Origin of the sequence: Streptomyces sp. NPDC021100, assembly GCF_044333095.1 — a bacterium.
In the GTDB taxonomy this organism is placed as follows: Bacteria; Actinomycetota; Actinomycetes; order Streptomycetales; family Streptomycetaceae; genus Streptomyces.
Genome location: NZ_JBIRQH010000013.1, coordinates 92,951 through 116,593, shown reverse-complemented (window position 1 = coordinate 116,593; position 23,643 = coordinate 92,951). Strand labels below are relative to the sequence as shown.

The following is a 23,643-nucleotide window of genomic DNA, read 5'->3' as shown; positions in this document are numbered from 1 at the left end:
CCCGGACCCCGCATCGCGGCTTCGCCGCGAGGTCCTCAAACTCCCCCAGAGGGGGCACCCCCAACGGGCTGAACAGCCCCCCGTCAGGGCTTACCCTGCGCGCCCCGCGTCCGCAGCCCCACCGCCACCAGGACCGCCACCGCCGCCACGACCGCCGCGTCGGCCCCGAGCCCCAGCCTGATCCCGCCCAGCGTGGCCCCGACGGCGTCCTCGCCATCCGTCCGCAGGGCGGCGGTGTATGCCGAGGCGAGGGCGCTGAGCAGGGGGATGCCGATGGTGATGCCGATCTGCTGGGAGCTGGTCACCAGGCCGGTGGCCAGGCCCTGTTCGCCGTCCGGGAGGCCGGAGGTGGCGGTGACGCCGTAGGCGACGATCACCCACAGGTGGCCGATGACGGCGAGGGAGATGCCCACGAGCGTCAGCCAGGCGCCCGACGAGCGGCCGATGCCGAGGAGCAGCGCGGTGCAGGCCGCCTGGCTCAGCAGCCCGGCGAAGAGGGTGGTGCGGGTGCCGAAGCGGGCGATCACCTTGGACGCCACGGTGCCGGAGAGCACCGCGACCACGCCCTCGACGCCGAAGATCAGGCCGGTGCGGAACGCCGAGAGGTGCAGGACGTCCTGGAGGTAGAGGGTGAGGAGGAAGATGGCCGCGGTCATCGTCGCGAACGTCGTCAGGCCGGCGAGGTTGCCGAACGCGACCGTCGGGCGGCGCAGCATGGACAGGTTCACCAGCGGTTCGGCGGTCCGGGACTCGACGACGGCGAACGCGGCGAGCAGGACGACTCCGGCGACGAGGGCGACGATGACGTCCGTGCGGCCGAATCCGCTTTCGGCGGCGGTGGACAGGGCGTAGATCAGGGCCAGCAGTCCGCCGGTGACGGTCGCCGCGCCGGGCAGGTCGAGCCGGGGGCGTGCGGCAGGCCGGGACTCGGTGAGCAGGCCGGGGGCGAGCAGCAGCACGGCGAGGCCGGCGACGCCGAGCAGGCCCATGGTGGAGCGCCAGCCGAAACCGTCCGTCATGACGCCGCCGAGCACCATGCCGATGGTGAAGCCCAGGGACATGAGGGTGCTGCTGATGCCGAGGGCGCGTTCGCGCTGCGGGCCCTCGCGGAAGGTGGTGGTCAGCAGGGACATGCCCGTCGGGACGATGACCGCCGCGCCGAGGCCCTGGAGGGCCCGTCCGGCGAGGAAGGAGGCGGGGTCCCAGGCGAGGGTGGCGAGGACGGAGGCCGCGGTGAACAGGGCCAGTCCGGCGAGGAAGAGGCGGCGCCGGCCGTAGAGGTCGGCGATCCGGCCGAAGAGGAGCAGGAAGCCGCCGGAGGGCAGGGCGAACGCGGTGACGGCCCACTGGAGGTTCGCCCGGCTCATGCCGAGGTCGTCGCCGAGGACGGGCAGCGCCACGTTCAGGATGGAGAAGTCGAGCGCGACCATGAACTGCGCGGCGCACAGCACCAGCAGGACGAGCTTCGCACGGGTGGTCATCCGGCCGTCCGTCGGCAGCGGGGCGGAAGGTGCGGCGGGGGTGGCGGCGAGGGCCGGGGAAGGGGACGTGTCGAGCGGCATGCGTCCACCCTCGGGCTCCCGGAATAAGGCCGGGGAGTCGGTACTTATGGTGGTGGCCGCACCACCAGACACACGAGGATGCGACGAGACGCGTACGACACGCGGACGAGGGGGGACCGTGACGACACGCACGCACGCCGCCGGGGCGAACCGCCGCCCGGAGCTGCGCGACTTCCTGATGAGCCGGCGGGCCCGGGTGAGCCCGGCGGAGGCCGGCCTGCCGGACGGCGGTGGACGCCGCCGCACGCCGGGGCTGCGCCGCGAGGAGGTCGCCGTCCTCGCGGGCGTGGGCGCCTCCTGGTACCAGTGGCTGGAGCAGGGGCGGGACATCACCGTCTCCCCGCAGGTGCTCGACGCGGTGGCCCGGGTCCTCCGGCTGACCGGGAGCGAGCGCCGCCACCTGTACGTCCTCGCCGGGCTGAACCCGCCGCTGCCCGACTCCGTCGTCGACGACCCGGATCACCTGTGCGACGGCCTGATGCGGCTGATCGAAGGCTGGCTGCCCAACCCCGCGCACATCATGGACCCCTACTGGAACACGGTCGCCTACAACGAGTCGGCCGCCGTCGTCATGGGCTTCCGCCCGGAAATCCGGCAGAACTGCCTGATCTCCTTCTTCACGGACCCCGTCTACCGCTCACGCGCGGCGAACTGGGAGCGGAACGCCGGGCACGTCGTCGCCCAGTACCGCGCCGCCTGCGCGCAGCGCCCGGACGACGAGGGGTTCGCGCTGATCATCGAGGAACTGTCCGCGGAGAGCCCGGAGTTCGCGGAACTGTGGGCGCGCAACGACGTGCAGCCCGCCGGGCAGCTCGTCAAGGAGTACGAGCACCCGGTCGTCGGCACGCTGTCCTTCGAGAACACCGCGCTCCAGGTGCCGGCCCGGCCGGACCTCACCATCGTGATGCACAACCCGGTGCCGGGCACGAACACCGCCGAGCGGGTGGCCTGGCTGAACTCGCCGGAGGCGCGGCGGGGCGGCCTGCACTCCGTCTCGGCGGCGAGCTGACGGGTGGCCCGACCGGTGGCGGGCGCGCCCGACCGCTTCACTATCCTCGGGCCATGACGGAGATCACCGAGCTCGACCCCGAGGACCGCAAGCTCATCACCCTCGCCCGGGCCACCCGCGCCCGCAACGCCGTGCCGGAGGGCGCGGCGGTACGGGACGAGACCGGCCGTACGTACGTGGCCGGCACCGTCGCCCTCGACTCGCTGCGGCTCAGCGCGCTGGCCACCGCCGTCGCCATGGCCGTGGCCGCCGGCGCCCGCTCCCTGGAGGCGGCGGCGGTCGTCTCCGAGGCGGCGGCCGTCCCCGACGCCGACCGCGCGGTCGTCCGCGACCTGGGCGGCCCGGACACCCCGGTGCTGCTCGCGGGGCCGGACGGCGTCCCGTCGGCGGTCGTGCCGGCGGGCTGAGGAACCGCTCCCGCCTGCCGGCAGGCTCCCGGGGCCCGCTGACGGGCTCCCCGTGCCCGCTGGTCGGCGAAGGCCGGGCGATCGGGGAGAATGAACCCCATGGACAGAGCTTCATCCCCCTCCCAGGCGCCCCACCGCGCGGGTTTCGCGTGCTTCGTCGGCCGCCCCAACGCGGGCAAGTCGACCCTGACCAACGCTCTGGTGGGGACGAAGGTCGCGATCACCTCCAACCGGCCGCAGACCACCCGCCACACCGTGCGCGGCATCGTGCACCGGCCCGACGCCCAGCTGGTGCTGGTCGACACCCCGGGCCTGCACAAGCCGCGCACCCTGCTCGGCGAGCGGCTGAACGACGTCGTCCGGACCACCTGGGCCGAGGTCGACGTGATCGGCTTCTGCCTGCCGGCCGACCAGAAGCTCGGTCCCGGCGACCGCTTCATCGCCGGCGAGCTGGCCGGGATCAAGAAGACGCCCAAGGTGGCCATCGTCACCAAGACGGACCTGGTCGACTCCAAGGCCCTCGCCGAGCAGCTGATCGCCGTCCAGCAGCTCGGCCAGGAGCTGGGCATCGAGTGGGCGGAGATCGTCCCGGTCTCGGCGGTGGGCGACCAGCAGGTCTCGCTCCTCGCCGACCTGCTGGCCCCGATGCTCCCCGAGAGCCCGCCGCTCTACCCCGAGGGCGACCTCACCGACGAGCCCGAGCAGATCATGGTCGCCGAACTGATCCGCGAGGCCGCCCTGGAGGGCGTCCGCGACGAGCTGCCGCACTCCATCGCCGTCGTCGTCGAGGAGATGATCCCCCGCGAGGACCGGCCGGCCGACAAGCCGCTGCTCGACATCCACGCCAACGTCTACATCGAGCGCCCCAGCCAGAAGGGCATCATCATCGGCCCCAAGGGCGCCCGCCTGAAGCAGGTCGGCATGAAGTCCCGCAAGCACATCGAGGCCCTGCTGGGCACGCCCGTCTACCTCGACCTGCACGTCAAGGTCGCCAAGGACTGGCAGCGGGACCCGAAGCAGCTGCGGAAGCTGGGCTTCTAGAACGCCGGGCCGGGGCGGGGGCTGTGCGTCAGCCCCGGTCGTAGCGCACGACCCGGCCGTGCAGCGCCCGCGCGACGCGCTCGCCCAGCCCGTCGCCGCAGAGGTTGACGGTCCAGTTCCCGGCGGCCACCAGGGTCGCCGGGACGCCCTTGTACGCGATGGCCTCCCGCAGCGTGCGGTCCCGGTCGGCGGGGGTGGCGTGCAGCGCCAGAGTCGCGCAGTTCGGGGCGCCGGACCTCTTGCCGGTGGTGCAGTCGATCACTGCCGACCCCTGGGACTTCCGGTCCGCGCAGCCGACGGCCGCGTCGAGGAGCGGTCCGTGCCGGCGTACTCGTCCATGGCCTTGGTGATGGAGCCCGCCGCGGCGCGGGCCGACTTGCCGAGTTCGTGGAGGTGCTTGCTCCACACGGCGACGCAGTCGTCGCTCGCCGCGGACGCCGTCCAGCCGCCGTGGGCCTTCGCCGCGGCCACGGGGTCGTCCAGCTTCGCGGTGCCCTTCCCCTCGGAGCCGGCGGTGTGGAATTCGGCGGCGACGCTCCTCGGTCTGCCGTCCTTCACGCCGAGATCGGGCCATGTCACGACTGTTCCCCCTGTTTCGAGCCATCGCGCCCGAACAGGTTGACGGCCCGTGAACCGCGCCCGGTGAGGCCGCTTCAGGCCCCCTCCCGCAGCACCGTCCGGATCAGTTCCCGCTGGTCCTCCGTGAGGTGGGGGTCCGCCAGGTGGACCTTGCGGTTGTCGACCGTGATCTCGTAGTGGAAGCCGTCGGGGACGCCGCGGCCGGGGGCGTCGCGGCCGGGGGACAGGGCGCGGTGGGCGAGGGCTTCCAGGTGGGTGGCGTCGGGCCGGCCTGTGGTGTCCAGTTCGGCCCGGCGCTCGATCCCGGCGAAGCCGCCGGTCCGTGTGATGACGATCCGCATGGCGTCATTGTGGCCCGCCGGGGGCCGCCTTACGAGGTGGGGACGCCCACCTGGGACCACGCCTTGAGGACGGCCTGTGTCACCTCGCCCTCCCCGTACAGCTGCTTGGCGGACGCCACGGTCTGCCGGGCGAAGCCGGCGAAGTCCACGGTGGGACTGAGCTCGCCACCGGTCAGCGTGGCGTACCAGATCTTGCCGGCGCGCTCCCACGCGTGGCCGCCGAGGGCCGTGGCCAGCAGGTAGAAGGCCCGGTTGGGAATGCCGGAGTTGATGTGGACGCCGCCGTTGTCGCGCGGGGTGCGGACGTAGTCGTCCATGCTGCCGGGCTGGGGGTCCTTGCCCATCGTCGGGTTGTCGTAGGCCGTGCCGGGCGCCTTCATGGAGCGCAGCGCGCCGCCGAGGCCCGGGCCGAGGAGTCCCTCGCCGATCAGCCAGTCCGCGTCGGCGGCGGTCTGCCCCAGGGCGTACTGCTTGATCATCACGCCGAAGACGTCCGAGACCGACTCGTTGAGCGCGCCGGACTGGCCGTAGTACTCCAGGTTGGCGGTGTACTGGGTGACGCCGTGGGTGAGCTCGTGGCCGATGACGTCGAGCGGGATGGTGAAGTCCAGGAAGACCGCGCCGTCGCCGTCGCCGAAGACCATCTGGTCGCCGTCCCAGAAGGCGTTGCCGTACTTGACGCCGTAGTGGACGGAGGCGGTCAGCGGGAGTCCGGCGTCGTCGATGGAGTGGCGTCCGAAGGCCTTGAGGTAGAAGTCGAAGGTGGCGCCGAGGCCCGCGTAGGCGCGGTTGACGGTGGCGTCCTTGCCGGGCGGGTCGCCCTCGCCGCGCACCCGGGTGCCGGGCAGGTTCGTCAGGTGGTGGGCGTCGCAGAGGGTGCGTTCCGGGGTGTCGGACGGGGTGCCGGTGGGGGCGGCGGAACCGCGGGCGGACACGATCCGGCGGCGGGTGCGCAGGGCGCCGTCGTGTTCGAGGGTGCGGCGGGCGGGCTCGTGGTGCAGCGGGTCCTCGGACTCGGCGAGCCGGTCGAGCACGTGGGGAGGAATGATCGTGCAGAAGGGGCGGCATGCCGTCCCGGTGGGGTCGCCATTCATGGCCCGAATGTGGCACCGCGTCACCACGTTGTCACTCCCTGAGGTCAGGATTAATGAAAAAGAGTGCTTCGCGTCCTGCGGGCAGGCCAGGGCCGGTCGCAGCTGCTAGGTGACCGCGCGTCCCGCATGCTGATACGGCCCGTCGCATCCTGCCGTTCTCGACTACCGTGCCGTGCATCATGCGTTATGGGCTGCTTCTCCTTAGCTGCCGCGGTGAGGGTCCGTAGTCGTCGGCCGACCCCCTCCCCGCGGAGACCGGTGGTGCGGTGCCCGGCCCGGGAACCCCTCGGGCACCCCTGGGAGCATCGCCCGCCCCGTCGGCCCCCCGGCTCCGCCGTGACGGAGCCCGGGACCCACGTGGAGCACCCGAGGAGACCTGCGCAGATGTCCCAGACGATCCGGATCCCCGATGCCGCCCCCGATTCCGTGGGCCGTCCCACCCCCCTCACCGCCACCACCCTCACCCAGCGCCCGTCCGGGATGCCGGTGCACAAGTACGGCCGGTACGAGGCCGTGGACCTGCCGGACCGCACCTGGCCGGACCGCCGCATCACCGAGGCCCCGCGCTGGCTCTCCACCGACCTGCGCGACGGCAACCAGGCCCTGATCGACCCCATGTCGCCGGCCCGCAAGCGGGAGATGTTCGACCTCCTGGTCCGCATGGGCTACAAGGAGATCGAGGTCGGCTTCCCCTCCTCCGGCGCCACCGACTTCGCGTTCGTCCGCTCGATCATCGAGGAGGGCGCGATCCCCGAGGACGTGACGATCTCCGTCCTCACCCAGGCCCGCGAGGAACTGATCGAACGGACCGTGGAGTCACTGCGCGGCGCCCACCGGGCCACCGTGCACCTCTACAACGCCACCGCGCCCGTCTTCCGCCGCGTCGTGTTCCGCGGCTCCCGCGAGCAGGTGAAGCAGATCGCGGTGGACGGGACGCGGCTGGTCATGGAGTACGCCGACAAGATCCTCGGCGACGACACCGTGTTCGGCTACCAGTACAGCCCGGAGATCTTCACCGACACCGAGCTGGACTTCGCCCTGGAGGTCTGCGAGGGCGTCATGGACGTCTGGCAGCCGGAGGAGGGCCGGGAGATCATCCTCAACCTGCCCGCCACGGTCGAGCGTTCGACCCCCTCCACCCACGCCGACCGCTTCGAGTGGATGGGCCGCCACCTGTCCCGCCGCGAGTTCGTCTGCCTCTCCGCCCACCCGCACAACGACCGCGGCACCGCCGTCGCCGCCGCCGAGCTCGCCGTGATGGCCGGCGCCGACCGCGTCGAGGGCTGCCTGTTCGGCCAGGGCGAGCGGACGGGCAACGTCGACCTGGTCACGCTGGGCATGAACCTGTTCTCCCAGGGCGTCGACCCCGAGATCGACTTCTCCCGGATCGACGACATCCGCCGCACCGCCGAGTACTGCAACCAGATGGAGGTCCACCCGCGCCACCCCTACGCGGGCGACCTGGTCTACACCGCCTTCTCCGGCTCCCACCAGGACGCCATCAAGAAGGGCTTCGAGGCGATGGAGGCCACCGCCGCCGCCGAGGGCCGGAGCGTGGACGAGATCGAGTGGGCGGTCCCGTACCTGCCCATCGACCCGAAGGACGTCGGGCGGTCGTACGAGGCCGTCATCCGCGTCAACTCGCAGTCCGGCAAGGGCGGAATCGCCTACGTCCTGAAGAACGACCACAAGCTGGACCTGCCGCGCCGGATGCAGATCGAGTTCTCGAAGATCATCCAGGCGCGGACCGACGCGGGCGGCGGCGAGGTCACCCCGCAGGAGATCTGGTCCGTCTTCCGCGACGAGTACCTGCCCACCGACGAGAACCCCTGGGGGCGCGTCGAACTGCGCGCCGCCCAGACCACCACGGCCGGGGAGGGCGCCGACGTCCTCACCGTCGAGGCCGTCGTGGACGGCGAGGAGACGGTCCTGACCGGTACGGGCAACGGCCCGATCTCCGCCTTCTTCGACGCGCTCGCCGCCACCGGCATCGACGCCCGCCTGCTCGACTACACCGAGCACACCATGAGCGAGGGCGCCAGCGCCCAGGCCGCCTCGTACATCGAGTGCGTGATCGACGGCAAGGTGCTGTGGGGCATCGGCATCGACCCCAACACCACCCGCGCCTCCATCAAGGCGGTCGTGTCCGCGGTGAACCGCGCGTACCGGCCCTGACGGAGGCGGGAGTTGGCGCCCGGCTCAGGGGCGTGGCGCCCTGATCGTCAACGTCGCGCCTCCGAAACCACCGCATCCGGTGCGCTCGGGGGCGCGTTCGATACCGAGGGCGCCCCAAACCGGCCCGAGTCTGCGCACGGGGTGCTGACGGCACGTCGACGATGTGGCTAACATCACGTCAACGCGGCGACGAGGCCGTGGCGTTAGGAGGTGTGCGCCGTGAAGCACGCGCAAGGCCGACCGAGCCCCGACCGGTGTGTGCTGGGCGTGCGCACCGTATGGCGCACCATCGGCGACGGCGAGTTCTTCTGCCCCGGCTGCGGCGGCGACCGCAACTACCACCGGCGCACCGGCCGCCGCCGCCTCGTCGTCCTGGGGCTGCCGCTGCTGCCGCGCGGGCCGGTGGGGCCGGTCGTCGAGTGCACGGCGTGCCGCGAGCGGTACCCGATGGACGTCCTCGACCACCCCACGACCACCCGCTTCTCCGCGATGCTGCGGGACGCCGTGCACACGGTCGCGCTCGCGGTCCTCGCGGCGGGTGGCACGGAGGCCCGTACCGTCCGCCGGGCGGCGGTGGGCGCGGTGCGGGCGGCCGGCTTCGCCGACTGCAGCGAGGAACAGCTCGTCACGCTGATCGAGGCGCTGGCCGCCGACACGGGCCGGCTGCCCGGCCCCGGCAGATTCCCCGCCGGGCCGGCCGTGTCCGGGCGGGACGGCTTCGACCCGTGCGGCACTGCGCTCGCCATCGAACTGCACGAGGCGCTGGAGCCGCTGGCTCCGCACCTCGCTCCCGCCGGGCGGGAGTCGATCCTGCTGCAAGGGGCCCGGATCGCGCTCGCGGACGGGCCTTATCGGCCGGCCGAGCGGGAGGTTCTGGCGACGGTGGGGCGGGCGTTGATGATCTGTCCGGAGGATACGGACCGGTTGCTGGCGGCGGCGGCGCGGACGCCGTCGTAGACGGCGGGGGTTTGCCCCGGTCCCTCCCCCAGAGGGGGCACCCCCATTCACCGCTTCCTGGGGCTGCGTCCCAGACCCCCTTTCGCGGCTTCGCCGCACGCGGGGGCGCAGCCCCTGCCGCAAGCGTCCCGCGCGTGCGGGACAATGGCCCCATGACCCTCTCCCGCGACGCAGTCACCGTGCTCCGCACGCAAAGGCTCGGCGGCGGGCGATGACCCTGTTCCGTGACGACGGCATCGTCCTCAGAACCCAGAAACTCGGCGAAGCCGACCGCATCATCACCCTCCTCACCCGCGCCCACGGCCGCGTCCGCGCCGTGGCCCGCGGCGTGCGCCGGACGAAGTCCAAGTTCGGGGCCCGCCTCGAACCGTTCTCGCACGTGGACGTGCAGTTCTTCGCCCGCGGCGGCGAGCTGGTGGGGCGGAGCCTGCCGCTGTGCACGCAGAGCGAGACGATCGCGCCGTACGGCGGGCCGATCGTCGCGGACTACGCGCGGTACACCGCCGGGACGGCCATGCTGGAGACGGCCGAGCGGTTCACGGACCACGAGGGCGAGCCGGCCGTCCAGCAGTACCTGCTGCTCGTCGGGGGGCTGCGGACGCTCGCGGCCGGCGAGCACGCGCCGCATCTGATCCTCGACGCGTTCCTGCTGCGCTCGCTCGCCGTCAACGGGTACGCGCCGAGCTTCGACGCGTGCGCGCGCTGCGGGATGCCGGGCCCCAACCGGTTCTTCTCGACGGCGGCCGGCGGCGTGGTCTGCGGTGACTGCCGGGTGCCGGGAAGCGTCGTACCCTCCTCGGAGGCGATCGGGCTCCTCGCCGCCCTGCTGTCCGGGGACTGGGCCACGGCGGACGCGTGCGAGGCGCGTCACGTCCGGGAGGGCAGCGGCCTCGTCGCCGCATATCTGCACTGGCACCTCGAGCGGGGGCTTCGTTCGCTCCGCTACGTGGAGAAGTAAATAGGAGTAGTGGCAGCCATGGCACGACGCGGGCTTCTGGGCCGTTCCCGTCGCGAGTACCGCACCCCCGAGCCGCACCCCTCGGGCGCGCGGCCGCCGAAGATCCCCGGTGAGCTCGTTCCCGAGCACGTCGCGATCGTCATGGACGGCAACGGCCGCTGGGCCAAGGAGCGCGGGCTGCCGCGCACCGAGGGGCACAAGGTCGGCGCCGAGCGGGTGCTGGACGTCCTCCAGGGCGCGATCGAGATGGGCGTCGGGAGCATCTCCCTGTACGCGTTCTCCACCGAGAACTGGCGGCGCTCCCCGGACGAGGTGCGCTTCCTGATGAACTTCAACCGGGACTTCATCCGCAAGACCCGGGACCAGCTCGACGCGCTCGGCATCCGGGTGCGCTGGGTGGGCCGGATGCCCAAGCTGTGGCGTTCGGTGGCCAAGGAGCTCCAGATCGCCCAGGAGCAGACCAAGGACAACGACCTGCTCACGCTGTACTTCTGCATGAACTACGGCGGGCGTGCCGAGATCGCGGACGCCGCCCAGGCGCTGGCCGAGGACGTCCGGGCCGGTCGGCTCGATCCGTCGAAGGTCACCGAGAAGACCTTCGCGAAGTACCTCTACTACCCGGACATGCCGGACGTGGACCTGTTCCTGCGCCCGTCCGGCGAGCAGCGCACGTCCAACTACCTGCTCTGGCAGAGCGCCTACGCGGAGATGGTGTTCCAGGACGTGCTCTGGCCGGACTTCGACCGCCGCGACCTGTGGCGCGCCTGCCTGGAGTACGCGCAGCGGGACCGGCGGTTCGGCGGGGCGATCCCCAACGCGGTGGAGGAGGACGGCGCGCCGGCCTGAGCGGGGCAGCGGGGCAAGGCAAACGCCCGGCCTTACCGGCCGGGCGTTTGCCGTACGTCAGGCGCCGGCGGTGCGGGCGCAGTCCCCGCAGGTGCCGAAGACCTCGACCGTGTGGGCCACATCCACGAAGCCGTGCTCGCGGGCGATGGTGTCCGCCCACGTCTCCACGGCCGGTCCCTCGACCTCGACCGCCTTGCCGCACAGCCGGCAGACCAGGTGGTGGTGGTGTCCGCTGGAGCAGCGGCGGTAGACCGCCTCGCCCTCGCTGGTGCGCAGGACGTCCACCTCGCCGGCGTCGGCGAGGGACTGGAGGGTGCGGTAGACGGTGGTCAGCCCTACGGACGCGCCGCGGTGCCTGAGCATGTCGTGGAGTTCCTGAGCGCTGCGGAACTCGTCCACCTCGTCGAGCGCCGCCGCGACGGCGGCGCGCTGCTTGGTGGCTCGGCCGCGTACCGGGGGACCGGCGGTCGCCACAGTTGCCTCCTCAAGCTCGGCTGACACACCCACGCACGGATTTCGGCGGCGTGCGGGCCAATTGTGCCAGGCCGCGCGTACCGGTCGTTTGCCATGATCCATGCGTTCCGGACGACCTGCGGAGTACAGGTTTGGTTAGCCTAACCTGCACCCCGCTGTCGCCGCAGCAGTTGTGATCGCCGATGTGACCGCCGTCGCACGCGGGCGGCCGGGGGCCTCAGACGCGTACGTCGTCCGTGGAGCCCGGAGCGCCCGGGGGGCCCGGAGCCCCGGGGTCCGTCAGCGTGCACCGCTCCTCGTCGAGCGCCTTCTTCCGGGCGCGGGATCCGGCCAGTGGCGCGGCGATCGCCGTGAGGGCGATGAAGACGCCGATCGCCATCAGCACGATGGTGGCGCCGGGCGGGACGTCCACGTAGTACGAGGTCGTGGTGCCGGAGAGGGTGACCAGCACCCCGATGCCCACGGACAGCGCCAGCGTGCTGGCGAAGCTGCGGGCGATCTGCTGGGACGCGGCCACCGGGATCACCATCAGGGCGCTGACCAGCAGCAGCCCGACCACCCGCATGGCGACCGTGACCGTCAGTGCGGCCGTGACGGCGACCAGCAGGTTGAGCAGGCGCACCGGGAGGCCGGTGACGCGGGCGAACTCCTCGTCCTGGCAGATGGCGAAAAGCTGCCGTCGCAGGCCCAGTGTGGCGAGGATCACAAAGGCGGCCAGGATGCAGATCGCGACGATGTCCTGCTGCGAGACCGTGGTCAGCGAACCGAAGAGGTAGGTGACCAGGTTGGCGTTGGAGCCGTTGTCCGAGAGGTTGATCAGCATCACGCCGCCGGCCATGCCGCCGTAGAACAGCATGGCGAGGGCGATGTCGCCGCGGGCCTTGCCGTAGGAGCGGATCAGCTCCATCACGACGGCGCCGACGACGCACACCGTCGCGGCCACCCACACCGGGCTGGTGTGGAGCAGGAAGCCCAGGCCCACACCGGTGAGGGCGACGTGGCCGATGCCGTCGCCCATCAGCGCCTGGTGGCGCTGGACGAGGTAGATGCCGATCGCGGGGGCGGTGATGCCCACGAGGAGCGCGGCGAGCAGTGCGCGCTGCATGAACGCGGCGTCGAGGATCTCCATCAGCTCAGCAAACCTGTCCGAGTCGGTTCCGCCGCCGGGCCGGCGTGCGGGTGTACGTGGTCGTGGCCGGGGAGCGCGTGCTGGCCCACGGCCTCGGGCGGCGGCCCGTCGTGGACGACGCAGCCGTCGCGGAGGACGATCGCCCGGTCGATGAGGGGCTCCAGCGGGCCGAGTTCGTGCAGGACGAGGAGGACGGTGGTGCCCCGGGCGACCTCCTCGCGGAGGGCGTTGGCCAGCACCTCCTGGCTGGCGAGGTCCACGCCGGCCATCGGCTCGTCCATGATCAGCAGTTCGGGTTCGACGGCGAGCGCGCGGGCGATCAGCACCCGCTGGTGCTGGCCGCCGGAGAGGGCGTTCACCGAGTCCTTGAGCCGGTCCGCCATGCCGACCAGCTCCAGCGCCTTCACCACGGCGTCGCGGTCGGCGCGGCGGCTGAACCCCAGCTTCGTCCGGGCCAGCCGTCCGGCCGAGACCACCTCGCGCACGGTCGCCGGGACGCCGGCCGCGGCGGTGGTGCGCTGCGGTACGTACCCGATCCGCGCCCAGTCGCGGAAGCGGCGCTTCGGCGTGCCGAACAGCTCCAGCTCGCCGCCGGTCAGCGGGACCTGGCCGACGATCGCCCGGACCGCCGTGGACTTCCCGGAACCGTTGGCGCCGAGCAGCGCGACGACCTCGCCGCGCCGGACCTCCAGGTCGACCCCGCGCAGGACGGGCCGCGCGCCGAGCGACGCGGTCGCCCCGCGCAGGGATATGACGGGCTGCTCGGTCCGTTCGGTCTGTTCCATGTCCGCCTCCTCAGGTGCGCGCGCGCCGGGCGCCGACGTGCTCTGTGTGCCGGTCTCCGTGCGCGTGCTCACTTCGCACCGAGCGCTTTCCGCAGGGCCGTCAGGTTGGACTCCATGACCTCGAAGTAATCGTGTCCCTTGGAGTGGTCCGTGATGCCCTCGAGCGGGTCGAGGACGTCGGTCCGCAGGTTGAGGTCGCCCGCGATGGTCTTCGCGGTGGCCGGGCTGGCGATGGTCTCGAAGAAGACCGTGTTGACGTGGTGGTCCTTCGCCAGCTTGTGCAGGTCCTTGATCCGTGCCGCGCTGGGCTCGGCCTCCGGGTCGACGCCGCTGACGGCCTCCTCGGTGAGCCCGTAGCGCTCGGCGAGGTAGCCGAAGGCGGCGTGGGTGGTGATGAAGGTGTCGGAGGCGCGGTTCCGCAGGCCGTCCGCGAACTTCGTGTTCAGGTCCTTGAGGCGGGACACCAGGATGTCGGTGTTCTTCTGGAAGATCTCCCGGTGGTCCGGGGCGGCCTTGGCGAGGGTCTTGTTCACGCCCTGGGCGACCTCGGCGTACTTCACGGGGTCGAGCCAGATGTGGGGGTCGGCGGTGCCCTCGTGGCCCCCGTGGTCGGCGTGATCACCGTGGTTATGGCCGTCGACCTCGTCGCCGTGGGTCTCCATGGTGGTGAGGGAGGCCGCGTCGGCGACGTTCTTCGCGCCGGACTGCTTGACCGCCTCGTCCACGGCGGGCTGGAGCCCCTTGAGGTAGACGACGGCGTCCGCCTTCTCCAGGGAGGCGACCTGCCGGGGCTTGAGCTCCAGGTCGTGCGGTTCCTGTCCGGGCTTGGTGAGGCCGGTGACGTGGACGTGGTCCCCGCCGATCTGCCGGACGAGGAACTCCATCGGGTAGAACGACGCCACGACGTCCAGCTTGCCGTCCTTCGCCCCCGTCTGCTCGTCGGTGGCACAGGCGGAGAGCGTGCCGAGACCGAGCGCCGCCGCCAGGGCGACGGCGATCCCGGTTATTCGGGGGGACCGGGAGGCGGGACGGCGAGGGTTGTCGTTCATGACACTCATTTTCAACGAAAATGGAAACGATTGTCAACAACGGCGGTCGCGGGACGGCCCGGAAGGGGGTCCGGCGAGCCGGTGGCCGGTTGACGAGCGGTCGGGGCGGAACCGATTTGATGAGAGGGGGTGCCACGCCGGTAACCTGAAGCATTCGCTGTTCATCGTCGCAATGAAGAGAGCACCGTGGCCGCCGAGAAGATCGACACCATCGTCAGCCTGAGCAAGCGCCGTGGCTTCGTCTATCCGTGCAGTGAGATCTACGGCGGTCAGCGTGCCGCCTGGGACTACGGACCGCTCGGTGTGGAGCTCAAGGAGAACATCAAGCGCCAGTGGTGGCGTTCCATGGTCACCTCGCGCGACGACGTGGTCGGTCTCGACTCGTCGGTGATCCTGGCCCGCGAGGTGTGGGAGGCGTCCGGTCACGTCGCCACCTTCACCGACCCGCTGACCGAGTGCACCTCCTGCCACAAGCGCTTCCGCGCCGACCACCTGGAGGAGGCGTACGAGGCCAAGCACGGCCGCCTCCCCGAGAACGGCCTCGCCGACCTCAACTGCCCGCACTGCGGCAACAAGGGCGGCTTCACCGAGCCCAAGCAGTTCTCCGGCCTGCTCTCCACCCACCTCGGCCCGACGCAGGACAGCGGCTCGGTGAGCTACCTGCGCCCCGAGACCGCCCAGGGCATCTTCACCAACTTCGCCCAGGTGCAGCAGACCTCGCGCCGCAAGCCGCCGTTCGGCATCGCCCAGACCGGCAAGTCGTTCCGCAACGAGATCACGCCGGGCAACTTCATCTTCCGCACCCGCGAGTTCGAGCAGATGGAGATGGAGTTCTTCGTCAAGCCGGGCGAGGACGAGCAGTGGCACGAGTACTGGATGGAGCAGCGCTGGAGCTGGTACACCGGCCTCGGCATGCGCGAGGAGAACATGCGGTGGTACGAGCACGCCGCCGAGAAGCTCTCGCACTACTCCAAGCGCACCGTTGACATCGAGTACCGCTTCAACTTCGGCGGCACCGAGTTCTCGGAGCTGGAGGGCCTCGCCAACCGCACCGACTATGACCTCAAGGCCCACTCCGCCGCCTCCGGCCAGGACCTGTCGTACTTCGACCAGGAGGCCGGCGAGCGCTACTTCCCGTACGTCATCGAGCCGGCGGCCGGTCTGAACCGCGCCATGCTCGCCTTCATGCTCGACGCGTACGTCGAGGACGAGGCGCCCAACGCCAAGGGCGTCATGGAGAAGCGCGTCGTCATGCGCCTCGACCCGCGCCTGGCCCCGGTCAAGGTCGCCGTCCTGCCGCTGTCCCGCAACCCGCAGCTCTCCCCGAAGGCCAAGGGCCTCGCGGCGGACCTGCGCAAGCACTGGAACATCGAGTTCGACGACGCCGGCGCCATCGGCCGCCGCTACCGCCGCCAGGACGAGATCGGCACGCCGTTCTGCGTCACCGTCGACTTCGACACCCTCGACGACAACGCGGTGACCGTGCGCGAGCGCGACACGATGAAGCAGGAGCGCGTCTCCCTCGACCAGATCGAGAGCTACCTGGGCGCCCGCCTGCTCGGCTGCTGACGTCGTTGGTCCTGTAGCTCGTCTCGCACCGGAGGCCCCGGCCCCGCGCTCCTCGGCGCGGGGCCGGGGCCTCCGGGCCGTCCGGGCCTCCGGGCCGTACCGGTTCCTACCGGAGCTTGCGGCGGAGCGTTCCGCGCCATGTCCAGCCCGCGGTGACCACGGCGTCGCGGAGGGGGTCCTTGAGCGCCGAGGTGTCGAAGCGGAACGTCTCGGTCGTCTCCAGGCGTCCCGTGGGACCCTTCCCGACGGTCCACTGCCGGGAGACCGTGTTCACGTTGCCCCACGAGTGCGTGGTTTCCGTCGCCAGGCGCCCCCGGCGACCGGACCGCGTGATCTCCCAGAGCAAGTCGAGAGCGCGGACCTCGTGGTCGGCCGGGGCCAGTTTCATCCGGATCTGAAGGCGACGGTCGATGTGGCCGCTCCCGGATCCGATGACAGGCTCCCGGACGCGCCACTCCGCCACCAGGTCGACGCCTTCCGGGGCGCCGCCGCGGACGACGTACGGGGTGTCGGCGGTGGCGACGGCCAGCAGCGCGGCGCGGACGTCGGCGGCGGGACGCGGGGTGGCCCCCGGGGCGGGGCGCCGGGTGCCGTTGAGTCTGTCGAGGAGGCCCATCGGGACACCGTACGGCGGATCCGCGGCTAGTCCGCCGCGAGTTCCTCGTGGAGGTCGGCGAGGGCGGTGTGGTCGTCCTCGGTGCCGGTGTGCGGGGCGGTGAACCAGCGGACGTACTCGTCGATCTCGGAGAGGCGCCAGTCGAGGGCGAAGAGTTCGAGCATGGCCGGGTCGGCGCTTTCCCGGCAGGCGGCCGGCAGGTCCGCGTAGTCCCGCTCGCGCGGGGCGAGGGCCAGCGACTCCCAGTCGACCAGGCGGAGGCCGAACGCGCCGACGAGCTGGTTGTCGTTGTGCGGCTCGCCGTGGGTCGGCACCCAGGCGTCCCGGCGGGAGCGGGCGAGGTCCGCCAGCTCGTGGTAGCGGTCCGTCCAGCGCGCGATGGCGGCCCCGCGCGCGGCGATCGCCGTCCTGGCCTCCTCCGCCAGCGGCCCCGACGTCCAGGGCCGGGCCGTACGGGCCCGCACGTCCTCGGCGAACCCGGGCCCCACCCGCGGGGCCCAGGGACGCAGCCCTTCCGGCGGCACGGCGCCGTGCAGCGCGGCGAGCGCCTCGACGACCTTGCCGACGTGCTCCGGGCGGGCCGCCTCCTCCTCGCCGGGCGACCGGCCGTCCAGCCACGGCGTCACGCTCAGCGCACCGCCGCCCACGCCCACGGTGAGCCGCCCGCCGCGGGTGCGCAGCGGCGCGCACACCACGTCCAGCCCGTCCGCCGCCAGCGCGGCGGCCCCCGCGTAGGCGGCCTCCAGCGATGCGGCGGTGTGGCGCGGCTCCAGCCGGTCGAGCGTGACGAACAGTGCCGTACCGTCGGCGGCCGTCACGCGCCAGTGGTAGGCGCCGAACCCCCAGGGCAGGTAGGCGACTTCGGTCACGCCGGGCAGTGGCCAGTGGGCGGTGACCGCGTCGGTGACGGTGTGGTCGTCGATGAAGGAGGGGCGGGAGAGCATGGCAGTCGATCCTAGGCGGGGTGACGGGCCCCGTCACGGGATTTTGGCGCGGGCGGTTGTCCTCGACGCTCCCCGCGTTCACCAAGTGGCAGTGTCCACCTCGCAGTCGAAGGGCGCGGGGATGCGCACCTTGTCGCCGAACTTGACCTGAGTGTGGGCCCGGTAGCCGCGGTCGGGAGTGGGATCGTGGTACACGGTGACCGCCTTGACAGCCATGTCGATCAGGACGTATGCGGGGACGCCTCCCCGGCCGTAGACCTCCACCTTGTCGGTGAGGTCGAACGCCCGTGTTGACGACGACGTCACTTCGCCGACCAGGGACAGGGCCTCGCCCGGCAAGAAGATGCTCTCGACGTCGACCAGGGCTTCGTCGGCCACGTGCAGGTCGGGCCCGTAACCCCTCTCCTGTTCGGGAAAGCGGAACAGGCAGGGTTCGGTGCCTACTTCATGCCGTTCCGGGGCGTGCGGCCTGAGCTGGCGCTCCAGGCTCCGCATGGCACGTAGGTAGCGGCCCTGCGGCCACGGCGACATGATGATCTTCCCCCCGATGATCTCCACGCGATACCCGTCGGGCAGGGTGTCGTTGACCGGCTCCAGATCGCGGCAGAGCTGCTCGAAATCGGCCTTCGGCTCGTCCCCGTCCCCACCGCCGTGTATCGACTGGAGCGCCTCGCGTGGAATGTCCGTCATGATTGCCATCATGCGCCTCCCCTGATGAGTATGCCGGGCACTACACACCGTAGCGGCCCCCACTGACAGTCCGGGGTTCGTTCGGCTCGGCGACCGCGAAGCTTCCGGGAGGGGGCGCTTGGGCAGTCCGGCGCTTCGCGCCGTGATGAACCCGCCCGGCCGCGTCAGCCGTGGCGGAGGGTGTGGAGTTCGCAGACGTCCGGGTCCGTGGTGAAGCGGTACAGGCGCGGTTTCTGCCGGTTGCCCGTGACGTCGAAGGAGAAATGGTTCCTCCACTCGGAGAAATCGGAGTCCCAGTACCGACTTCCGGTGAAAGAGAGTTCGAGGTCATCGCGCGTCCCGCTGGTTTTCCGTTCCGGCTGGAGAGTCCAGGTGCCGACGGCCCGGCCCGTGTGCTTGGGGTTCTTCGGGTAGTCGAACTCCGGCCAGTCGCCGGCCTCGAACGTTCCGTCGCTTTTCAGCGTCAGGGTGCCGAAGGGATCGGCGCGATATGTGCCGACCATGTCCTGACGGATGAGCCCGGCCGGGCGGTCGCCCTCGTCGCCGCAGTCGAAGACGCGAGCGCATCCGGTGTTGGTGACGGATACGGCCGCGATCAGACCGCATATCAGACCAAGCGCACGCAGGCGCATGACATTCCCCCTGCATCCCCGAATTCCCGGAACGGTTCAAGAATCCCAGACGCGGAATCGCGCGCATCACCGGGGTCCTGCCGGTTTTCCGCGACTGTGCGTACCCATCTCGCGGGACTCCGGCGCGGAATTGTGGCAGCCTGCGGACATGTCGCAGCTCCGAGTGCACGCAGGTCGTCACTACGCCATCCAGTACCACTACGCCTTGCCCGACGACGCGTGGTGCGTGGAATTGAGCGAGGCCGTACCGGTGCCGGCCGCATGGGCCGACCGTCCCGACGCGCAGACGCACCTTCCCGGGGCCGCCTGTCTGTAGGGGTGATACCCGACGAGGATTCGGCCCTGGAGCCGACCGTCCGCGTGTTCAGCCCGGAGGGGCACGTGATCCCTTACGAGATCGTGTGCTGGTTCATGGAGCATGTGGCCGGACAGGTCGAAGCCTGCCGCATCGCCTTCGAGCAGGGGGAATCCGCAGTAGTGGAGTGATCGGGCACAGGGGCATCGGGCCGGCATCGGGCACACTGTGCGGATGCCTCAACTGATCAGACCCGATGTGCGTGTTCACGCCTCGTTCGTCGAGGCCATGGAGGAATTGCGAGCCGAGGGGCGAGGGGTTCCCGAGGACGATTCGATGGTCGGCAGGGACATCCTGCGCTATCACCCCCGGTGGCGGGACCCCCAAGTCTTCGCGGGTTATGTGGAGTCGGTGCTCGCCGACGCGCACGAGGACACCCCGCGGCCCGAGGGCCACGTTCCCTCCACCACCCTCTGGTACGTCGACGGCGACACCTATCTCGGACGGATCGCCGTCCGCCACCGGGCCACCCCGCGCCTGCTGGAATGGGGAGGCCACATCGGCTACGACGTCCGCCCCTCCGCGCGTCGCCGTGGTCACGCCACGGCGATGCTGCGTGCCGTCCTGCCCGTCGCCGCGGGCCTGGGCATCAACCCGGTCCTGGTCACCTGCGACCCGGACAACACCGGCTCCCGCAAGGTCATCGAGGCGTGCGGTGGCGCTTTCGAGGACGAACGGTCCGGCAAGCTGCGGTTCTGGGTCCGGACCGGTCCGGATCGGGCATCGGAGCCCCGCCCGGACGCCGGACGAAACGGAACGGCCGCCGCCGGCAGGTAGCCGGGCGCGTCAGTGCTCCGCGCGCGCGGCGGCTCGCTCCAACTGGGCCGTGATGCCCTGCCGGTCGATCTGGATCCAGTACTCGACGATCAGGCCGTCCTCGACGCGGTAGACCGCACTGGTCATCGCCGTGACCTGCGCACCGGTCGGCGTGTGGTCGCCGATCGGCCCGACGTGCCGTCCGGTCTGGGTCCAGCGGGCGTAGACCCGATCGCCTTCGGCGATGAGCTCGTCCACGGTCAGCGTGAAGGCTCCGTACGCGTCGAGCATCTCCTGGACGTGCTCGGTGTACTGCCCCGGTGTCCGCTCCACGACCACCGGCGCCTCCGAGACGACCTGGTGGGCCCGGACCAGGCCGGCCATGAAGCGGTCGGCCCGGTCGGGGTGCAGGCCCGATCGCACCTGGAGGAGGAACTGGCGCACTGTGTCCTTGGCGTTGGTCATCGGCAGAGTCTGGCATTCCGTTCGTGCCGCGACGGATGCGGGGAGGGGTGGGCGGCGCGGTGGTCGCGCGCCGGAGTTCCCGGGCGGCCTCGGCGAGCCCGAGAACCGTGGCGCGGACGGCAGCCGTCAGTGGACGATCGACACGACGCGGCAGGCGGCCTCGGCCAAGGCGCGATCGCCTTCGATGCCGGCGCGGGCCAGGGCCGTGCCCGGTCGGATGCCCCGGGTGCACAGGCGCCAGGCCGTTTCCGTGTCCAGGCGGAGCAGCGCGGCCGGACGGCCGGTGTCCGGTTCGGCCAGCGACCAGCGGGTCCCGGTGGCCGTGGCCGTGGTCGTCCAGGCGCGGCCCGCCGGGCCGTCAACCTTCACCCGGACCTGTGTGCCGGGCGGCGCGTCGACCGTGCGTAGGGTGTGCGGCACAGCGCGCATGAACGTGTCCAGGACCACCGACAGCGACCGTGGGTCCGGGTCGGTCGGCAGGCCGACGGCATGGCGGATCTGCTGGCGGTGCGTCCAGAACTCGGTGAACTCCCGGGGCTGTTTAGCCACATGGGCGCCGGGTCGATCCCGGCCCAGGACACTCCAGCGAGGGTGCGGTGAGGTCGACGGCCTCGAGGAAACGTGTCGTCTGCGCGCCGATCACGTCCAGGGTCTCGATGAGCGCGGCGGGACTGACCCGGGCGCAGGCGGCCACCCATTCCCGGTTGATGCGGTGGATGAACGTTTCGAGGGGTTCGCCCGGCGCGGGGGCGGGCCCTCCGGCGTGGTGGTCGCGGTCGCGGGCCAGCCGTCCGTAGCAGTCGCCCAGCACATGTGCGGCGAGATCGCGCACGGTCCAGCCCGGCACCGCTTCCCTGTCCCACTCGGCGGGCGCCGGACCGCGCAGCGTGGCCATCAGCGCGGCGTGTTCGGGACCGAACAGCGGACGGGCGTCGATCGGGGCGCCGAGCCACGCGGGGCCAGGCGTGTCGCCGGATCGGAACTCCATGACCACAGCGTGGCAACCGGCCGCCCGTCCGGCCACCGTTCAACGCGGCCGTGCCACCAAACGGACGTCCGGGCCCGAACGGGCCACGTCGATCAGGTCGCAGCGCAGTGTGTCGCCGATCGTGCCGATCGTTCCGCCCTGGAGGGCGCTCTTGCCACGGCCCAGGAGGGCGGGCGCGATGTACGCGATGACGCGGTCGACGAGCCCCGCCGAGACGAACGAGGCGGCGAGGGTGGGTCCGCCCTCCAGGAACACGCCGCGCACGTCACGCTCGTACAGTTCGCGCAACAGCGCCGCGATGTCCAGGCCCTCCGCCGCCTTCGGCAGCCGGACGACGGTCGCCCGGCCCTCCAGGTGCGACGCGTCCGCACCGTCGGCCACGGCGATCAGCGTCGGCGCCGCATCGTCGAGCACGCGGGCGCTGCGCGGCGTCCGGGCGTGGGTGTCCACGATGACGCGCCACGGCTGCCGCTCGGCCGGTGCGGTGACCTTGAGGTTCGGGTCGTCCTTCGCCGACCGCACGGCCAGGTGCGGGTCGTCGGCCTGCTGTGTGCCCGACCCGACGACGGTCGCCTGACAGGCGGCGCGCAGCGCGTGCACCTCGGCGCGGGACTCCTCGCTGGTGATCCACTGGCTGGTGCCGTCCGCCGCGGCGATGCGGCCGTCCAGCGTGGCGGCGTATTTGTAGACGACGTAGGGGCGCCCCTCGACGGTGTGCCACTCGTCGGCGCCGACCAGCTCGCTCGTGTGCATGCATCTCCTTCGGAGGGGGTGATGGCGACTGCCGTGTGTTCATTCTTCGCGACGACTCGGCCGAGTTCGCTGGCGCCGCGGCAGATTGGTGCCCGTGGCTGGTGGGCTGTGCGGATTGCCGGTACGGGTGTGGCTCCGGATGCGCGGGTGATGAAGACGCGTGCTGCAGGGATCGGGATGGGTATCGTCCTGGTGTCGAGAGCAGATCGGAGTTCAGCATGTCGGAGCACACCGGTGCGCGGATCGCGAAGACGCGAAAGCGCCGCCGACTGACTCAGCGCGAACTGGCCTACCGGAGCAATGTCTCGTACAGCACCCTCACCAAGGTCGAACAGGGCCAGATGCCGGCCAGCCCGTCCGTGATCGGCGCCCTCGCGCGTGCCCTGTCGGTGCCCGTCGTCGAGTTGACGGGGCAGCCGTACCTTGAGGAGCTGCGGCAGGACCACCTCGACGGACTGATCAACCCGATCCGTGAGGCCCTGAACGTGTACGACCTCGGTGTGGATCCGGATCTCACCCCGCGCGGTTCGGCCGAGCTGGCGTCCAAGGCCGACGAGTTGTGCATGCTGATCCGGGCCACCGACATCAAGCGGGCGGCGTCCGAGCTGCCCTCCCTGATCGGCGAGGCGACCACGGTCGCGCACGCGGAGGGGACGACCGAGGCGTGGCGGACGCTGGCCAGCGGCTACCGGACCGCGTACGACGTCGCCACGAAGCTGGGGTTCATCGACCTGGCGGCGATCGCCCTGGACCGGTTGGAGTGGGCCGCGGAACGCGCCTCCGACCCGGTGCTTGGAGGCATGCGGCAGTACCTGCGGGCCCTGGCCTACCTCCGGGCCAGTGACTACCGTACGGGGGAGCGGCTCATCCGCTTCGGGATGGCCAGGCTGGAACAGGCGGACCCCGGCCGGGAACGCGACGTCCTCACCGGACAACTGCACCTGGGAGCCGCGGTGCTGGCCGGCCGGGCCAAGGAAGGTGACACGGCCGAGACACACCTGACCGAGGCGGGCCGGATCGCCGCGCACACGGGCCCGGCCGAGAAGGTCCACTGGCTGGCGTTCGGGCCGGCCAATGTCGGGGTGCACCGGGTGAGCGTGCTGGCCGAACTGGACGAGTACGGAGCGGCCGTCGACGTGGCACGCGGCATCCGGCTGCCCGCCGACTGGCCGCGGTCCCGGATGTCCCACCACTACGCCGAGGTGGCGCGCGCACAGATGTGGACCGGCCGCACGGAAGCGGCCTTCGGCAACCTGTTGGAGGCGCGCAGGCTGGCGCCCCAGCAGACCCGCTACCACCCGATCGTCCGTGAGACGTACTCCGGCCTGGAGTCGGCGAAACGGCGCATGCCGGAGGACTTCATCAGCTTCGGCGCCTGGCTAAGTGCATGACTCAGCGTCAATGGTTGGCCCTGGCTATCAGCGGGCTATGACAGTTCCGGCCCTTGCGCGCCAGCACGATGTGACGAC

Annotated in this window: 27 protein-coding genes and 1 pseudogene; 12 read left to right on the top strand and 16 right to left on the bottom strand. The window is 71.5% G+C overall.

Annotated elements, in window-relative coordinates; all coding sequences use genetic code 11:
- Positions 1-83 precede the first annotated feature (83 nt).
- Complete coding sequence (locus ACH4PU_RS23030) at positions 84-1,562, bottom strand: MFS transporter (RefSeq protein WP_398275081.1); 1,479 nt, start codon at positions 1,560-1,562, stop codon at positions 84-86.
- A gap of 118 nt (positions 1,563-1,680) precedes the next feature.
- On the opposite strand from ACH4PU_RS23030, the gene ACH4PU_RS23025 reads away from it, so the two are divergent.
- From ACH4PU_RS23025 to era, 3 genes are all read left to right on the top strand, one after another.
- On the top strand, positions 1,681-2,571 hold the full coding sequence (locus tag ACH4PU_RS23025) for a helix-turn-helix transcriptional regulator (protein ID WP_398275078.1): 891 nt from the start codon (positions 1,681-1,683) through the stop codon (positions 2,569-2,571).
- A 53-nt stretch (positions 2,572-2,624) separates the two neighbouring features.
- A complete protein-coding gene (locus tag ACH4PU_RS23020) occupies positions 2,625-2,978 on the top strand; it encodes a cytidine deaminase (RefSeq protein WP_398275075.1) in 354 nt (117 codons plus the stop codon).
- 99 nt (positions 2,979-3,077) lie between these two features.
- A complete protein-coding gene (era, locus tag ACH4PU_RS23015) occupies positions 3,078-4,019 on the top strand; it encodes a GTPase Era (protein ID WP_398275072.1) in 942 nt (313 codons plus the stop codon).
- 28 nt (positions 4,020-4,047) lie between these two features.
- Here era and ACH4PU_RS23010 read toward each other — a convergent pair whose 3' ends face one another.
- The 4 genes from ACH4PU_RS23010 to ACH4PU_RS22995 form a co-directional block, all read right to left on the bottom strand.
- Entirely contained in the window at positions 4,048-4,281 is a 234-nt protein-coding gene (locus ACH4PU_RS23010) for a hypothetical protein (protein WP_398275069.1), read from the bottom strand.
- Positions 4,278-4,598, bottom strand: coding sequence for a hypothetical protein (locus tag ACH4PU_RS23005; RefSeq protein WP_398275066.1), 321 nt, complete (start codon positions 4,596-4,598; stop codon positions 4,278-4,280). The genes ACH4PU_RS23010 and ACH4PU_RS23005 overlap by 4 nt, the downstream gene beginning before the upstream one ends.
- A 74-nt stretch (positions 4,599-4,672) precedes the next feature.
- Positions 4,673-4,939, bottom strand: coding sequence for a protealysin inhibitor emfourin (locus ACH4PU_RS23000; protein ID WP_398275063.1), 267 nt, complete (start codon positions 4,937-4,939; stop codon positions 4,673-4,675).
- A 29-nt stretch (positions 4,940-4,968) separates the two neighbouring features.
- Positions 4,969-6,033, bottom strand: a complete 1,065-nt coding sequence (locus ACH4PU_RS22995; protein ID WP_398275060.1) for a M4 family metallopeptidase — start codon at positions 6,031-6,033, stop codon at positions 4,969-4,971.
- 384 nt (positions 6,034-6,417) lie between these two features.
- On the opposite strand from ACH4PU_RS22995, the gene leuA reads away from it, so the two are divergent.
- The 4 genes from leuA (at position 6,418) to ACH4PU_RS22975 (ending at position 10,969) form a co-directional block, all read left to right on the top strand.
- Positions 6,418-8,208 carry a 2-isopropylmalate synthase gene (leuA, locus tag ACH4PU_RS22990; RefSeq protein WP_398275057.1) on the top strand — a complete coding sequence of 597 codons (1,791 nt, stop codon included), beginning with the start codon at positions 6,418-6,420 and terminating at the stop codon, positions 8,206-8,208.
- Between the two features lie 219 nt (positions 8,209-8,427).
- Entirely contained in the window at positions 8,428-9,165 is a 738-nt protein-coding gene (locus tag ACH4PU_RS22985; protein WP_398275054.1) for a TerB family tellurite resistance protein, read from the top strand.
- Positions 9,166-9,376: 211 nt separating this feature from the next.
- Positions 9,377-10,123, top strand: coding sequence for a DNA repair protein RecO (gene recO / locus ACH4PU_RS22980; protein WP_398275051.1), 747 nt, complete (start codon positions 9,377-9,379; stop codon positions 10,121-10,123).
- 18 nt (positions 10,124-10,141) lie between these two features.
- On the top strand, positions 10,142-10,969 hold the full coding sequence (locus ACH4PU_RS22975; protein WP_398275048.1) for an isoprenyl transferase: 828 nt from the start codon (positions 10,142-10,144) through the stop codon (positions 10,967-10,969).
- Between the two features lie 57 nt (positions 10,970-11,026).
- Here the strand turns inward: ACH4PU_RS22975 and ACH4PU_RS22970 are convergent, their stop codons facing one another.
- The 4 genes from ACH4PU_RS22970 to ACH4PU_RS22955 form a co-directional block, all read right to left on the bottom strand.
- The gene (locus tag ACH4PU_RS22970; protein WP_398275045.1) at positions 11,027-11,443 is read right to left on the bottom strand and encodes a Fur family transcriptional regulator; all 417 of its coding nucleotides are present in this window, start codon (positions 11,441-11,443) and stop codon (positions 11,027-11,029) included.
- Positions 11,444-11,660: 217 nt separating this feature from the next.
- Complete coding sequence (locus ACH4PU_RS22965) at positions 11,661-12,572, bottom strand: metal ABC transporter permease (RefSeq protein WP_398275042.1); 912 nt, start codon at positions 12,570-12,572, stop codon at positions 11,661-11,663.
- On the bottom strand, positions 12,572-13,357 hold the full coding sequence (locus ACH4PU_RS22960; protein ID WP_398275039.1) for a metal ABC transporter ATP-binding protein: 786 nt from the start codon (positions 13,355-13,357) through the stop codon (positions 12,572-12,574). Before ACH4PU_RS22960 ends, ACH4PU_RS22965 begins: the two co-directional genes overlap by 1 nt.
- A gap of 68 nt (positions 13,358-13,425) precedes the next feature.
- Entirely contained in the window at positions 13,426-14,406 is a 981-nt protein-coding gene (locus ACH4PU_RS22955) for a metal ABC transporter substrate-binding protein (RefSeq protein ID WP_398275036.1), read from the bottom strand.
- A gap of 186 nt (positions 14,407-14,592) precedes the next feature.
- Here ACH4PU_RS22955 and ACH4PU_RS22950 point away from each other — a divergent pair, with 186 nt between their 5' ends.
- Positions 14,593-15,975 carry a glycine--tRNA ligase gene (locus ACH4PU_RS22950; RefSeq protein ID WP_398275033.1) on the top strand — a complete coding sequence of 461 codons (1,383 nt, stop codon included), beginning with the start codon at positions 14,593-14,595 and terminating at the stop codon, positions 15,973-15,975.
- A 106-nt stretch (positions 15,976-16,081) separates the two neighbouring features.
- Here ACH4PU_RS22950 and ACH4PU_RS22945 read toward each other — a convergent pair whose 3' ends face one another.
- From ACH4PU_RS22945 to ACH4PU_RS22930, 4 genes are all read right to left on the bottom strand, one after another.
- Positions 16,082-16,591, bottom strand: coding sequence for a hypothetical protein (locus ACH4PU_RS22945; RefSeq protein ID WP_398275030.1), 510 nt, complete (start codon positions 16,589-16,591; stop codon positions 16,082-16,084).
- A 26-nt stretch (positions 16,592-16,617) separates the two neighbouring features.
- Positions 16,618-17,535 carry a phosphotransferase gene (locus tag ACH4PU_RS22940; RefSeq protein ID WP_398275027.1) on the bottom strand — a complete coding sequence of 306 codons (918 nt, stop codon included), beginning with the start codon at positions 17,533-17,535 and terminating at the stop codon, positions 16,618-16,620.
- Between the two features lie 78 nt (positions 17,536-17,613).
- On the bottom strand, positions 17,614-18,225 hold the full coding sequence (locus ACH4PU_RS22935) for a Uma2 family endonuclease (RefSeq protein ID WP_398275024.1): 612 nt from the start codon (positions 18,223-18,225) through the stop codon (positions 17,614-17,616).
- Positions 18,226-18,389: 164 nt separating this feature from the next.
- Entirely contained in the window at positions 18,390-18,857 is a 468-nt protein-coding gene (locus ACH4PU_RS22930; RefSeq protein WP_398275021.1) for a hypothetical protein, read from the bottom strand.
- A gap of 148 nt (positions 18,858-19,005) precedes the next feature.
- Between ACH4PU_RS22930 and ACH4PU_RS22925 the strand changes: the two genes are divergently transcribed.
- From ACH4PU_RS22925 to ACH4PU_RS22915, 3 genes are read left to right on the top strand one after another with little or no spacing between them, the layout of a single operon-like run.
- On the top strand, positions 19,006-19,173 hold the full coding sequence (locus ACH4PU_RS22925) for a hypothetical protein (protein WP_398275018.1): 168 nt from the start codon (positions 19,006-19,008) through the stop codon (positions 19,171-19,173).
- A 2-nt stretch (positions 19,174-19,175) separates the two neighbouring features.
- Positions 19,176-19,343, top strand: coding sequence for a hypothetical protein (locus ACH4PU_RS22920; protein WP_398275015.1), 168 nt, complete (start codon positions 19,176-19,178; stop codon positions 19,341-19,343).
- A gap of 43 nt (positions 19,344-19,386) precedes the next feature.
- A complete protein-coding gene (locus ACH4PU_RS22915; protein ID WP_398275012.1) occupies positions 19,387-19,989 on the top strand; it encodes a GNAT family N-acetyltransferase in 603 nt (200 codons plus the stop codon).
- A 9-nt stretch (positions 19,990-19,998) separates the two neighbouring features.
- On the opposite strand, the gene ACH4PU_RS22910 is transcribed toward ACH4PU_RS22915, so the two are convergent.
- The 3 genes and pseudogenes from ACH4PU_RS22910 to ribD form a co-directional block, all read right to left on the bottom strand.
- The gene (locus ACH4PU_RS22910; protein WP_398275009.1) at positions 19,999-20,433 is read right to left on the bottom strand and encodes an ester cyclase; all 435 of its coding nucleotides are present in this window, start codon (positions 20,431-20,433) and stop codon (positions 19,999-20,001) included.
- A gap of 126 nt (positions 20,434-20,559) precedes the next feature.
- Positions 20,560-21,421: pseudogene (locus ACH4PU_RS22905) on the bottom strand (maleylpyruvate isomerase family mycothiol-dependent enzyme).
- A gap of 39 nt (positions 21,422-21,460) precedes the next feature.
- Positions 21,461-22,174 (bottom strand): bifunctional diaminohydroxyphosphoribosylaminopyrimidine deaminase/5-amino-6-(5-phosphoribosylamino)uracil reductase RibD, encoded by a 714-nt coding sequence (gene ribD, locus ACH4PU_RS22900; protein ID WP_398275006.1) that lies wholly within the window; start codon positions 22,172-22,174, stop codon positions 21,461-21,463.
- A gap of 218 nt (positions 22,175-22,392) precedes the next feature.
- On the opposite strand from ribD, the gene ACH4PU_RS22895 reads away from it, so the two are divergent.
- A complete protein-coding gene (locus ACH4PU_RS22895) occupies positions 22,393-23,565 on the top strand; it encodes a helix-turn-helix domain-containing protein (RefSeq protein ID WP_398275003.1) in 1,173 nt (390 codons plus the stop codon).
- Positions 23,566-23,643 lie beyond the last annotated feature (78 nt).

Bases quoted from the DNA above. Each gene is read 5' to 3' on its own strand.
- ACH4PU_RS22995 (WP_398275060.1), bottom strand. From the start codon at position 6,033: ATGAATGGCGACCCCACCGGGACGGCATGCCGCCCCTTCTGCACGATC.
- ACH4PU_RS22910 (WP_398275009.1), bottom strand. From the start codon at position 20,433: ATGACCAACGCCAAGGACACAGTGCGCCAGTTCCTCCTCCAGGTGCGA.
- ACH4PU_RS22940 (WP_398275027.1), bottom strand. From the start codon at position 17,535: ATGCTCTCCCGCCCCTCCTTCATCGACGACCACACCGTCACCGACGCG.
- ACH4PU_RS22930 (WP_398275021.1), bottom strand. From the start codon at position 18,857: ATGCGCCTGCGTGCGCTTGGTCTGATATGCGGTCTGATCGCGGCCGTA.
- era (WP_398275072.1), top strand. From the start codon at position 3,078: ATGGACAGAGCTTCATCCCCCTCCCAGGCGCCCCACCGCGCGGGTTTC.
- ribD (WP_398275006.1), bottom strand. From the start codon at position 22,174: ATGCACACGAGCGAGCTGGTCGGCGCCGACGAGTGGCACACCGTCGAG.
- leuA (WP_398275057.1), top strand. From the start codon at position 6,418: ATGTCCCAGACGATCCGGATCCCCGATGCCGCCCCCGATTCCGTGGGC.
- ACH4PU_RS22960 (WP_398275039.1), bottom strand. From the start codon at position 13,357: ATGGAACAGACCGAACGGACCGAGCAGCCCGTCATATCCCTGCGCGGG.
- ACH4PU_RS23000 (WP_398275063.1), bottom strand. From the start codon at position 4,939: ATGCGGATCGTCATCACACGGACCGGCGGCTTCGCCGGGATCGAGCGC.
- ACH4PU_RS22975 (WP_398275048.1), top strand. From the start codon at position 10,142: ATGGCACGACGCGGGCTTCTGGGCCGTTCCCGTCGCGAGTACCGCACC.
- ACH4PU_RS22945 (WP_398275030.1), bottom strand. From the start codon at position 16,591: ATGGGCCTCCTCGACAGACTCAACGGCACCCGGCGCCCCGCCCCGGGG.
- ACH4PU_RS22935 (WP_398275024.1), bottom strand. From the start codon at position 18,225: ATGACGGACATTCCACGCGAGGCGCTCCAGTCGATACACGGCGGTGGG.
- ACH4PU_RS22895 (WP_398275003.1), top strand. From the start codon at position 22,393: ATGTCGGAGCACACCGGTGCGCGGATCGCGAAGACGCGAAAGCGCCGC.
- ACH4PU_RS23030 (WP_398275081.1), bottom strand. From the start codon at position 1,562: ATGCCGCTCGACACGTCCCCTTCCCCGGCCCTCGCCGCCACCCCCGCC.
- ACH4PU_RS23020 (WP_398275075.1), top strand. From the start codon at position 2,625: ATGACGGAGATCACCGAGCTCGACCCCGAGGACCGCAAGCTCATCACC.
- ACH4PU_RS22955 (WP_398275036.1), bottom strand. From the start codon at position 14,406: ATGAACGACAACCCTCGCCGTCCCGCCTCCCGGTCCCCCCGAATAACC.
- ACH4PU_RS22915 (WP_398275012.1), top strand. From the start codon at position 19,387: ATGCCTCAACTGATCAGACCCGATGTGCGTGTTCACGCCTCGTTCGTC.
- recO (WP_398275051.1), top strand. From the start codon at position 9,377: ATGACCCTGTTCCGTGACGACGGCATCGTCCTCAGAACCCAGAAACTC.
- ACH4PU_RS22925 (WP_398275018.1), top strand. From the start codon at position 19,006: ATGTCGCAGCTCCGAGTGCACGCAGGTCGTCACTACGCCATCCAGTAC.
- ACH4PU_RS22965 (WP_398275042.1), bottom strand. From the start codon at position 12,572: ATGGAGATCCTCGACGCCGCGTTCATGCAGCGCGCACTGCTCGCCGCG.